This window comes from Bartonella sp. AP72JLCBS (assembly GCF_042195705.1).
GTDB lineage: Bacteria > Pseudomonadota > Alphaproteobacteria > Rhizobiales > Rhizobiaceae > Bartonella.
Genome location: NZ_JBHIOU010000016.1, coordinates 15,314 through 27,758, shown reverse-complemented (window position 1 = coordinate 27,758; position 12,445 = coordinate 15,314). Strand labels below are relative to the sequence as shown.

9 protein-coding genes and 2 pseudogenes are annotated in these 12,445 nt (G+C 38.0%); 5 read left to right on the top strand and 6 right to left on the bottom strand.

The window, feature by feature from the left end; genetic code table 11:
• From ACFILO_RS08155 to rpsL, 4 genes and pseudogenes are all read right to left on the bottom strand, one after another.
• Positions 1–76: pseudogene (locus tag ACFILO_RS08155) on the bottom strand (elongation factor Tu); the annotation flags it as partial.
• 62 nt (positions 77–138) lie between these two features.
• The gene (fusA, locus tag ACFILO_RS08150; protein ID WP_375653954.1) at positions 139–2,223 is read right to left on the bottom strand and encodes an elongation factor G; all 2,085 of its coding nucleotides are present in this window, start codon (positions 2,221–2,223) and stop codon (positions 139–141) included.
• A gap of 24 nt (positions 2,224–2,247) precedes the next feature.
• Complete coding sequence (gene rpsG / locus ACFILO_RS08145) at positions 2,248–2,718, bottom strand: 30S ribosomal protein S7 (RefSeq protein ID WP_015856589.1); 471 nt, start codon at positions 2,716–2,718, stop codon at positions 2,248–2,250.
• 18 nt (positions 2,719–2,736) lie between these two features.
• The gene (rpsL, locus tag ACFILO_RS08140) at positions 2,737–3,108 is read right to left on the bottom strand and encodes a 30S ribosomal protein S12 (protein ID WP_005773262.1); all 372 of its coding nucleotides are present in this window, start codon (positions 3,106–3,108) and stop codon (positions 2,737–2,739) included.
• Between the two features lie 493 nt (positions 3,109–3,601).
• On the opposite strand from rpsL, the gene xth reads away from it, so the two are divergent.
• The 5 genes from xth to ACFILO_RS08115 all read left to right on the top strand — a co-directional run bounded on the left by xth (position 3,602) and on the right by ACFILO_RS08115 (position 7,784).
• Positions 3,602–4,384: an exodeoxyribonuclease III gene (xth, locus tag ACFILO_RS08135; RefSeq protein WP_375632622.1), complete on the top strand. Its 783-nt coding sequence runs from the start codon at positions 3,602–3,604 to the stop codon at positions 4,382–4,384.
• 123 nt (positions 4,385–4,507) lie between these two features.
• The gene (locus tag ACFILO_RS08130) at positions 4,508–5,413 is read left to right on the top strand and encodes a transporter substrate-binding domain-containing protein (protein WP_375621442.1); all 906 of its coding nucleotides are present in this window, start codon (positions 4,508–4,510) and stop codon (positions 5,411–5,413) included.
• A gap of 141 nt (positions 5,414–5,554) precedes the next feature.
• A complete protein-coding gene (locus ACFILO_RS08125) occupies positions 5,555–6,307 on the top strand; it encodes an amino acid ABC transporter permease (RefSeq protein ID WP_375632624.1) in 753 nt (250 codons plus the stop codon).
• A gap of 2 nt (positions 6,308–6,309) precedes the next feature.
• Complete coding sequence (locus tag ACFILO_RS08120) at positions 6,310–7,026, top strand: amino acid ABC transporter permease (RefSeq protein WP_273791448.1); 717 nt, start codon at positions 6,310–6,312, stop codon at positions 7,024–7,026.
• 11 nt (positions 7,027–7,037) lie between these two features.
• Entirely contained in the window at positions 7,038–7,784 is a 747-nt protein-coding gene (locus tag ACFILO_RS08115; RefSeq protein WP_273791447.1) for an amino acid ABC transporter ATP-binding protein, read from the top strand.
• Between the two features lie 102 nt (positions 7,785–7,886).
• On the opposite strand, the pseudogene ACFILO_RS08110 reads toward ACFILO_RS08115, so the two are convergent.
• Positions 7,887–8,677: pseudogene (locus ACFILO_RS08110) on the bottom strand (tetratricopeptide repeat protein).
• 1,041 nt (positions 8,678–9,718) lie between these two features.
• Positions 9,719–12,442, bottom strand: coding sequence for a valine--tRNA ligase (locus ACFILO_RS08105; RefSeq protein ID WP_375678107.1), 2,724 nt, complete (start codon positions 12,440–12,442; stop codon positions 9,719–9,721).
• Positions 12,443–12,445 lie beyond the last annotated feature (3 nt).

The following is a 12,445-nucleotide window of genomic DNA, read 5'->3' as shown; positions in this document are numbered from 1 at the left end:
TCTTCCCATGATCAACGTGACCAATCGTACCAATATTAACATGCGGTTTTGTTCGTTCAAACTTGCTCTTCGCCATTTGAGCTCTCCATTTTCCGTCCAAGCCAAGGACTAAGTTAAAAATTAATTACCAACCTGAAATTACGCGTATTTCTTTTGAATCTCCAAAGCAACAGCTGAAGGCACAGGCTCGTAATGATCAAACTGCATTGTATACTGCGCACGCCCCTGACTCATAGAGCGAAGAGTATTCACATAACCAAACATATTTGCCAAAGGAACCATTGCATTCACAACCGTTGCAATGCCGCGCGCTTCAGTTCCTGAAATCTGCCCCCGACGAGAATTGAGATCACCAATAACATCACCAACATAATCATCTGGAGTAACAACTTCCACCTTCATGATCGGTTCAAGAAGCTGTGCACCAGCCTTCTTTGCCCCATCACGAAAAGCCGCACGAGCAGCAATCTCAAAAGCCAAAACCGAAGAATCAACATCGTGATAGCCACCATCAATGAGAGTCGCTTTTACACCAAGCATAGGAAAGCCCGCAAGAGGACCTGACCCCATAACACTCTCAATCCCTTTTTGGACACCGGGAATATATTCTTTAGGAACAGCACCACCAACAATCTTTGACTCAAAAATAAAGTCATCACCATCATGAGGCTCAAAAACAATTTTCACACGAGCAAATTGACCTGCACCACCCGATTGTTTCTTATGCGTATAATCAATTTCCGCCATTTTAGTAATTGACTCACGATAAGCAACTTGAGGCTGCCCAACATTTGCTTCAACCTTAAACTCACGCCGCATACGATCAACAATAATATCAAGATGAAGCTCACCCATTCCAGCTATAATAGTCTGACCAGATTCCTCATCCGATTTAACACGAAATGAAGGATCTTCGGCTGCTAGACGGTTAAGAGCAATACCCATTTTTTCTTGATCTGCTTTTGTCTTCGGTTCAATTGCAATCTCAATAACAGGCTCTGGAAATTCCATCCTCTCCAAAACAACAGGTTTCAAAGGATCACAAAGAGTATCCCCTGTTGTCGTCTCCTTAAGTCCTGCAAGAGCAACAATATCACCAGCAAATGCTTCTTCAATATCCTCACGAGAATTTGAATGCATTTGAAGCATACGCCCCAAACGCTCTTTTTTCTTTTTCACAGTATTCTCAAGAGAAATACCTTTCTGAACTTTACCTGAGTAAATACGACAGAACGTCAATGAACCAACAAAAGGATCATTCATAATTTTAAAAGCAAGCATAGATAACGGAGCATCATCAGAAGATTCGCGTGTCGTCTCAGCCTCAGTCTTTACATCAATACCCTTAATCGCCGGAATATCAATTGGAGAAGGAAGATAGGAAACAACAGCATCCAAAAGTGGCTGCACCCCCTTGTTTTTAAAAGCCGTACCACAAAGAACCGGATGAAACTGAACTTCTACTGTCCCCCTACGAATGAGAGAAACAAGCTGCTCGTTGGTTGGCATAACACCTTCCAAATAAGCCTCTGTCGCAGCTTCATCAACCTCCACAGCCATCTCAATCAATTTCTCGCGATATTCTTCAGCTTTCTCCTTTAAATCAGAGGGAATTTCACTTATCACTGCCGAGGCACCAATAGAACCATCCCACTTTAAAGCCTTCATTTCTACAAGATCAACAACACCTTCAAAGTCATTTTCAGCACCAATCGGCAACTGCAAAACAAGCGCTTTAGCACCTAACCGAGAACCAACCATCTCCACACTACGATAAAAATCAGCTCCTATTTTGTCCATTTTATTAACAAAAACCATACGAGGCACGCGATACTTCTCAGCTTGCCGCCAAACAGTTTCCGTCTGAGGCTCCACACCAGCATTTGCATCCAACAAAGCTATTGCGCCATCAAGAACACGCAAAGAGCGCTCAACTTCAATCGTAAAATCAACGTGCCCTGGCGTATCAATAATATTAAAGCGACGCTTCCGACCGTCCTGCCCTTCCCAAAACGTCGTTGTTGCAGCAGACGTAATCGTAATACCGCGCTCCTGCTCCTGCTCCATCCAATCCATTGTAGAAGCACCATCATGGGTCTCGCCAATTTTATGATTCTTACCGGTATAGAACAGAATACGTTCAGTCATCGTAGTCTTACCAGCATCAATATGCGCCATAATACCAAAATTACGATAATCTTCAATTTTATATTCGCGAGCCATTATATTTGCCTTAGTTTAAAACTTCTACCAGCGATAGTGAGAAAAAGCACGATTAGCTTCAGCCATACGATGAACATCTTCACGCTTTTTCACGGCAGAACCACGATTATTAGCCGCATCCATCAATTCACCAGATAAACGCTCAATCATCGTCGTTTCATTTCGACCACGTGCCGCCGCAATCAACCAACGAATAGCAAGAGCCTGACGACGATCAGGACGAACATCAATCGGAACTTGATAAGTAGCGCCACCAACACGGCGTGAACGAACCTCAATGTGAGGAGCAACATTCTCTAAAGCTCGATGAAATAGAGCCACAGGATCTGTTTTTACTCTTTTTTCCACAGAATCGAGCGCACCATAAACAATACGCTCTGCAACTGATTTTTTACCATCAAACATAATGGCATTCATAAATTTCATAATAACCAAATCACCAAATTTTGGATCTGGATTAATCTCACGCTTTTCTGCTCTATGACGACGGGACATTGGCTTTGTCTCTCAATATTATTTTGGACGCTTTGCGCCATACTTTGAACGACGCTGTTTACGATTCTTGACACCCTGCGTATCAAGCAAACCACGAATAATGTGATAACGAACTCCTGGCAAATCTTTCACACGACCACCACGAATCATTACAACAGAGTGCTCTTGAAGATTATGTCCCTCTCCAGGAATATAACCAATCACCTCAAATCCATTCGTCAAGCGAATTTTAGCAACTTTACGAAGAGCAGAATTAGGTTTCTTCGGTGTTGTCGTATAAACACGCGTACAAACACCACGCTTCTGCGGATTCGACTGCAGAGCAGGAACCTTATTACGTTTAACTGGCGCTACACGCGGCTTGCGAATCAACTGGTTTACGGTAGGCATGCAACCTTCCTCTTTTTCGATCTACATTCGTCTCACCCAATCGGGCTTTTCTATTTTCATTTCTATCCACCCCAACAAAATCGGAGCAGATATCTAAGTCTACACACAAAATCGGGCACACCTGCAAAAAAACAGTTTACCCGACCATAAGCAGAGAAGGCAGTAGCCTTTTGCACTAGGATTTACTTTTAATCTTCTTAACACCTGTGAATAATCTTCCGGTTCATATCCAAAGCACCTGATTACACCCACATCGGCTATATCCATCTCTAATAGCGAGAACACGTACATTCGTCAAGAACTAAACAGCAGAAAGTTTTTAAAAATGAAAATAAATTAAATTTTAAAGCTTTAAATTTGCTTTTACCGCTACTCTTGATAAATCAATTTACCATAAGTAATATCCCTATAAATAAAAAAGTAGCGATATGACTGTAGTAAAACATAAATGCAGTAAATTGAATTGCATATTTGATATCTAATGATGAACACCATGAAAATAGCAACGTGGAATATTGCCGGGATAAAAGCACGACATGAAACATTATGTCAATGGCTGCAGCAAAGCCAGCCGGACATAGTCTGTTTACAGGAAATTAAAAGTATTGATGAAAATTTTCCACGCGATGCAATTGAAAGTTTAGGTTACCATATAGAAACACACGGACAAAAAAGTTTTAATGGCGTTGCGATTCTCTCTAAAAAAACACCAGATGAAGTGATCCGTCGATTACCAGGCAATGATAATGATAAACAAACACGTTACATTGAAGCTGTTTATTCAACAAACAAAGGTGTTGTTCGTGTTGCATCTCTCTATTTGCCAAATGGGAATCCTATTGAGAGTGAAAAATATTCCTATAAGATAGAATGGATGGAAAGATTATATACACATGCAAAATCATTGCTTGCGTATGAAGAACCTCTTATTCTAGCAGGTGATTATAATGTCATCCCCACTCCATTAGATGCAAAAAAACCTCAAGAATGGTATCAAGATGCCTTATTTCTTCAAGAAACAAGAAAAGCATTCCAACGTATTCTTCATTTAGGTTTTTATGATGCTATCCGGAATGTCACCGATACTCCCTCCTTCAGTTTTTGGGATTTTCAGGCAGGTGCTTGGCCTAAGAATAATGGGATTCGCATTGATCATTTATTATTATCACCAGAAGCTGTTGATCAACTAATTTGCGCTCATAGCCAAACAGAAGTAAGGGGATATCAAAAACCATCCGACCACGTTCCTGTTTGGATTCACCTTAATATCAATTAAGAAAGTAAAATCCTCATTTCATGAGACAACAAAAAAATTCCACTCAAAATAATAACTATGCTACAGCATATAAACAGTATATCTTAAGCAAATAAAATAAAAATAAATGAATGGAGGACATAAATGAAGAAATCATTGTTAATGCTTATTGCAGCAACGGCCATTGGATTCTCAAGTTTTGCACATGCTGAACATGATACTCTTGAAAAAATAAAACGAACAGGGGAAATTACTTTAGGTGTCCGTGAATCATCTGGTTTAGCCTACGCCCTTGGTAATAATAAATATGTAGGTTTTCATACAGAAATGGCAGAACGGATCATTGATGATATCTCAAAAAAAATTGGTAAACCAATTAAAATTCATTATCTTCCCATCACTTCTCAAAATAGAATTCCTCTCTTAAAAAATAAAACCTATGATTTTGAGTGCGGCTCAACAACACATGATATTGCCCGCAGTAAAGAAGCAGCATTTGCTTATACGACATACATTGAAGAGGTTCGGATTGCTGTAAAGAAAAACTCTAACATTAAATCTCTTGAGGATTTAAATGGAAAAACAGTTGCAACGACCACCGGTACAACATCTGTTCAACTTATTCGTAAAAATAAACGTGCAAAAAACATTCAGTTTAAAGTTTTAAAGGGGAAAGATCACGGAGATAGTTTTTTATTATTAGAATCTGGTAAGGCAGATGCTTTTGTCATGGACGCTTCAATTCTTGCTGGACATATTGCTAAATCAAAGAATCCATCTGATTATGTCATTCTTGATACTGTACTTTCAGTCGAACCTATTGCCTGTATGCTCAGATTAAATGACAAAAAATTTGAACAAACAATCAACGATAGTATCGTACGTCAGATTAAAGATGAATCACTGGAAAAGCTTTATAATAAGTGGTTTATGAAACCGATCCCACCTGCTAACACTGTTATGAACCTTCCCTTGTCAAAACAAACAAGATATGCTTGGGATCACCCAAATAATAAGCCTCGAGAAAGCTACGCAGAAAAAGATTTATAGAATTTAATAAAGAAGAACCACACTCTTTTGAAATTGAGTGTGGTTTATATTTTAATTCACTTTTTAATAAATCTGGACTATGTAGATGCGCGTGGTTTATTGTCCTATTTGTGAATGACTAATTTGAGGGAATATCAATTAATGGACTTTTCTTTCCTTTGTAGAGATGACCTTACTCAAACATTGGTAACAGGATGCTTGGGAACTCCCGGCGTAAGTCATACCTATTTAGATACACTTCTCGATGGCTTAAAAAATACAATTATATTGTCTATCACTTCACTTATATTAGCTGTATTGTGTGGTGTTATTATAGGAACAATGCGCACTTTACCCAAAACATCCATAATCAATTATATATTTCGCACTATCGGTACTATTTGGGTAGAGATTATGCGTAATATTCCCCTCCTTGTACAAGTGTTTTTGTGGTATTTTGTTGTTCCGAAGATTTATCCACCAGCGATGAAATTTTCCCCCATTCTCTTAATAACATGCGCATTGGGATTCTTTACATCTGCACGCATTGCTGAACAGGTTCGTTCAGGTATTGAAGCGATTCCTTCTGGACAACGCTATGCTGCTATGGCAATGGGATTTACAACTTATCAAAGTTATCGCTATATTATACTACCACGTGCTATACGTGCAATTATGCCACCTCTTACTTCAGAAGCAATGGGCATTGTGAAAAATTCGTCTATAGCATTCGCCGTTTCAATAAATGAGCTCATGCAATTTCAATACCAAGCAATTGAAGAGGTAAGCCATGTTTACGAAAATTATTTACTTGTTACGGCTCTTTATATTCTAATAGCCTTATTCGTATTCATTGTGATGACAGTCATTGAACAAATACTCAAAATTCCTAATTTTCAAACAAAGGGAAATTGAATATGATGAATTTCATAAGCTCTCAGTTTGGACTTTATTCTCCTTTCAATTTTTCCGACTTTGATTTTTCCTTTTTTACCTTTGATGTATTTCGTTCTTACATTTTATCAGGTTTACTCTTTAGCGTTTTTCTAACTCTTTTTGCAACGGTGTTGGGGTTTGTTTTCGGTACGCTTTTAGCAATGATGCGCCTTTCTTCCATAAAACTTCTTTCTTGGTTTGCAATAGGTTACATAACAGCTATGCGTTCAATACCACTTGTGATGGTTATCTTATGGTTTTTCGTGCTTCTGCCTTTTTTAACCGGTATATCCATCGGTGCAAATAAATCAGCACTCATTACCTTTACCGCATTTGAAACGGCTTATTTTGCTGAGATTATGCGTGCTGGAATCAATTCAGTTCCGCAAGGACAAAAATATGCAGGACAAGCTCTTGGAATGACATATTGGCAAAGTATGTACATTGTCATTCTTCCTCAAGCCTTTAGAGATATGCTTCCAGTCTTTTTAACACAAGTTATTATCCTTTTTCAGGATACAACCCTTGTTTATGCCATCAGTGGTCATAGCCTTTTGAATGGTTTTGATATTGCTGCTAATAATTTTGGTGTAAAGCAAGAAGCTTATATCTTAGCAGCTATTTTCTATTTTGTTATCTGTTTTACACTGTCACAAATAGTTTTGTATTTACAAAAAAAAGTATCCATTATTCGCTAACAGGAAAAAAAATGTCTACTCATATGATCGAAATAAAAAATGTTTCTAATTGGTATGGCGAAATTAAAGTCCTTAAAAACTGTACAACCAACATTAATAAAGGAGAAGTCGTTGTCGTTTGTGGTCCATCAGGCTCAGGAAAGTCAACACTCATTAAAACTATTAACGCTCTCGTCCCTTTTCAAAAAGGTGAAATTTGGATTAATGGAATACCAGTTCATTCAAAAAAAACGAATCTGCCTAAATTGCGAAGTCAGGTAGGAATGGTGTTTCAACACTTCGAGCTTTTCCCCCATTTATCTGTCACAGAAAATTTGACAATTGCACAAATCAAAGTCCTAAAACGAAGCAAAAAAGAAGCACTTGAACGTGGATTGTTATATCTTGAACGCGTTGGACTCATTGAACACAAAGATAAATATCCTGGTCAACTTTCTGGAGGGCAACAACAACGTGTTGCTATTGCACGTGCCTTAACTATGGATCCACTTGTCATGCTTTTTGATGAACCAACATCTGCTCTAGATCCTGAAATGGTAGGTGAAGTACTCGATGTCATGATTAGCTTAGCAGAAGAAGGTATGACGATGATTTGTGTAACCCATGAAATGGGATTTGCACAAAAAGTATCGGAGCGTGTTATTTTCATAGATCAAGGAACAATTCTTGAAGACTGCTCATCTAAAGAGTTCTTTTCTGATCCGCAAGCAAGAAAACCGAGAACGCAAGAATTTTTGTCTAAAATCCTAAGTCATTAGCCGTTAGATTATCAAAAAAAGCTATCTTTACTATGAACTTGTATACAAGAAAACAGAGTTTAATATAAGATGAGAGAATGTAAAAATATTACAATCAGATGTTTAAAAACTGTTATTCTTTAAAATCTCAGCAACCAGTGAAATTGCTGTACGTCTCTCAGATTCATTACAAAGAGCAAAAGCCTCTTCTTGCAAAGGGTGAATCCAATTTTCGTCTTTTACGTTAGCTTTTTATAGGCAGCAGTTAACATTGCTGCCCCACGGACAATTTTTCCTTCTTTAAGCAGTATATTTCCAAGCATTGCTTGGGCAGAAGGATTTTCTTTTTTTGCTGAAAGTTGAAACCATCGTGCTGCTTGTATAAGATTTTTCTCCCTTCCCTCTCCCTTTAAAAATATTTTTCCTAAATGATACTGAGCTTTAGGATTTCCATAGTTTACCGCAGCCTGCATATAAAGATGAGAAGCATAAGAAGGATCAGGTTTCACAGGTGATTGAGGAATACCTTTTTTTATATATCCGGCAAGTTTAATCAATGCATCAGAAACATAACTTTCATCCTCTGAACCAAGATCAGCACCTTTTTCAACAATATATGCAAAAAAATTATATGCCTTATAATCATTTTTAGGGACACCATCACCGTTTGCATAGATAGAGCCAAGTTTCCAATTCGCACCAATATAGCCTCTCTTAGCAGCACAACGTAATGCTGCAATAGCCTGAGTTATATACCCATTTTTATAAACAGACATGCCACGTTTTAAAAAATAAAACGAACCATCATTCGCTTCTTGCAAGCTATTGACATCTATTACATAAACAGTCGAAAAGAATTCCTCTAAAATCACAACAATCGTGACTTTTTTCCATATCTGAAACCTATTAACCATTCCCCCTACCTCAATTTTAATGATTATATCTGTTACAAATTTCTTTGTAGATATTTAAACTCTTTTTCTTAGTAAGAAGCATACGCAATTTTAAAGTAAAAATTTTAAAAGAAAAAACAAATAGATAAAAACCATCCAATAGGATTTATCGATCTTAAAATTTTATACGTATGAGCAAAAATCGTTCAATAGAATAACGTGCATTAAACAGCAACTTGAGAACGAAGAGAATACATGATGAATGGTAAACGTTTGAGTATAAAAAACAATACGAAAGATGGATAAATATAATGATGATAGTTAACTTATAACTTCACGACTGCCTTACCACCTTAAAGATGAAGTTTTTTGCCTCCGTCAATCTATAAACAATACAGCTTTTTGTTTAACGGATTGCACCTAACATCATTTCACATGGGGTTACTTCATACTTTACACACAAGTTTTACCTCAGAATACTCACCACTACATACAAAAAATACCACATATGTAATTTTACATGCCTTATATTGCTACTCTAAATGATGATATTTTACAGAAATAAAACAAGATATTGATTTTAATGATACTTTACCATTTTGCATGTTGAATGAGGACCTCGAATATCGTAAGATTCTCTCATTCCAAACTTGTTCCATGTTAAATCAATCAAAACCATCCGCTTGCACATTACAAGTAGAGAGAGCTATGTGGATAAAAACTCTGTGTAAGAAAGAACTAAAAATGCCTCTTACGAACGGTTTGAGCTAAGGGTTGTCCGGATATTGGACAGAATGGTGCTCCCAGCGCTTGTTACTTCACAAGCATAAAGAAGGGAAGCTCAATGGATTTACCGTTATACCATTCATGATCTACGTCGTGGAATAAGCTTGAATGCCTTAAAAGATGTCTCTTTAATGATAAACATAAAACAATGGATTTCAGTAGAGATTTTATGATCGTTCATGAAAAACTAACAAAAGAAAAAGTTTCCTTTTAAAGAAGATCTATACTAGCCCTACTGGTATGCAATTATCTATCAAAAAAAATAAAAAGTTGAAATCAATCTAACCGCTCTAAAGCAACAAATATTTTTTTCTGCGCTGCACGCAGTTCTACAACCCTATTCCGCTCACGCTCAACAATTTCTGCTTTTGCATTTGCTATAAATTGGGGGTTGTTTAACTTAAGCGATATTTTTTCAATATCTTGTTCAATTTTACTGACATCCTTCCTCAAACGAACACGTTCAGCCTCCAAATCAATCAACTGTCCTAATGGTAAACAAAAAACAGCCTCTCCCAAAATCATTTGTGCTGATACTTCCGGAACTTTATCAGAGAAATCAATAACTTCAATACGCGCTAATTTTTTAAGAAGTGCATCATAACGCTTCATACGCTCTCGCGTTACTTCCCCTCCTTCGACAACAACAAGAGGTGCTTGTGTAGCCACTGGAATATTCATTTCAAAACGTACAGACCGAATCCCTGTGACGACATCAATAAGCCAATTAATATCATCAGCAGCTTCTTCATCTATCAATGTTTCCTCTGGCCATTTTGTCAATGCGAGCATATCCTCACGCTTGATGGCTTGCGTTTCTGTAAGAAACCACAACTCTTCCGTCATATAAGGCATAAAAGGATGAAGAAGTTTATAAACTTCATCTAAAACCCAAGCAGTACAAGCTTGAGCCTCATTTTTAGCATCTTCATTTTCCCCCTGAAAAATAGGTTTGAGAAGCTCCAAATACCAATCACATAATGTATTCCAAATGAAACGGTAAAGAGTGGCAGCAGACTCATTAAATTTATAGTGTTCAATACCAGTCGTAACTGCTGAAATTGTTTTAGATAACTCTGTTAAAACCCAACGATTAAGCGCCAATTTTGCTTGTTCTGGTTTAAAAGCTGGATCATGCTTCACACCATTCATCTGTGCAAATCGGGTAGCATTCCACAATTTCGTAGCAAAATTACGATAACCAGCAATACGGGAAACATCAAGTTTTACATCACGACCTTGTGCTGCCATAATAGCTAAAGTAAACCGAAGTGCATCAGCACTATATTGATCAATAAGCTCTAAGGGATCAATAATATTTCCCTTTGATTTTGACATCTTTGCACCCTTTTGATCCCGTACAAGAGCATGCACATAAACCGTTGGGAAAGGAACGTCACCCATAAAGTGAAGTCCCATCATCATCATACGAGCAACCCAGAAAAAAATAATATCAAATCCTGTCACAGATACAGATGTTGGGTAAAAAGTAGATAATTCAGTCGTTTTATTTGGCCATCCTAATGTTGAAAAAGGCCAAAGAGCTGATGAAAACCAAGTATCTAAAACATCCGGATCACGGATTAATTCAACAACCTCACCATAATGAGCAAAAGCTGAATCTAAAGCCTCTTTTTCACTTTTTTCAACAAAAACCGTTCCATCAGGACCATACCAAGCAGGAATCTGATGTCCCCACCATAATTGGCGAGAAATGCACCAAGGTTGAATATTTTCCATCCAATTGAAGTACGTCTTTTTCCAGTTATCTGGAACGAACTGCGTTTTGCCTTGTTGAACAGCCTCTATCGCTGGCTTTGCTAATTCAGCAGCATGAACATACCATTGATCTGTCAAAAAAGGCTCAATAGGGACACCACTGCGATCTCCATGAGGAACCATATGGGTATGATCATCAACAGAAGCTAAATATCCCTGTTCTTCCATCAAAGAAACAATCTTCTGGCGAGCAACAAAACGATCAGATTTATCGAGGTTTTCTACTAACATTTTTAATTCATCTGATAAAATCAAACCATCGAAAAATGCTTCATTTTCACGAAGAAAAATCTCGGCTTGCTGGGTAAAAATATTGATCAAGCGTAAATGATTACGCTGTCCTACTTCAAAGTCATTAAAGTCATGAGCCGGTGTGATTTTTACAGCACCACTTCCAGCCTCAGGATCAGCATGGCTATCACCAACAATTAATAACTTACGACCAACAAGCGGCAAAAGAGCATTTTTACCGATAAGATTTTTATAACGCTCATCTTCAGGATTAACAGCAATTCCTGTATCACCAAGCATTGTTTCTGGTCGTGTTGTCGCCACTGTTATAAAAGTTGTAGCATCATTTGGATCAAAAGTTTTACCTTCAAGTGGATATCTAAAGTGCCACAAATGTCCTTGAACTTCTTTTTGCTCAACTTCAAGATCTGAAATAGCTGTCAACAATTTAGGATCCCAATTGACGAGGCGCTTATCCCTATATATCAACCCTTGCTTATAAAGCGTGACAAAGACTTCACGAACCGCCTGCGACAACCCCTCATCCATTGTAAACCGCTCACGCGACCAATCACATGAAACCCCAAGGCGACGCAACTGGTTTGCAATAACGCCTCCAGTTTCATAACGCCATTCCCAAATACGCTCAATAAACTTTTCTCTCCCCATTTCTTGACGCGTTGGCTCTTTACGTTCTGCAAGTTGACGTTCCACAACCATTTGCGTAGCAATCCCAGCATGATCCATACCAGGCTGCCACAACACATTTTTGCCACGCATCCGCTGAAATCTAACTATTATATCTTGAATTGTCGTATTGAGCGCATGCCCCATATGAAGTGAGCCCGTAACATTAGGAGGAGGAAGCATAACGCAAAAAGGTTCTGCACCGCTTTTAGAACCAGCTCCCGCTTTAAAAGCCCCACGAGTCTCCCATCTCTTTGCAACCCGTTGCTCTATAGAGGCAGCATCATAGTTTTTTTCTAACATTCT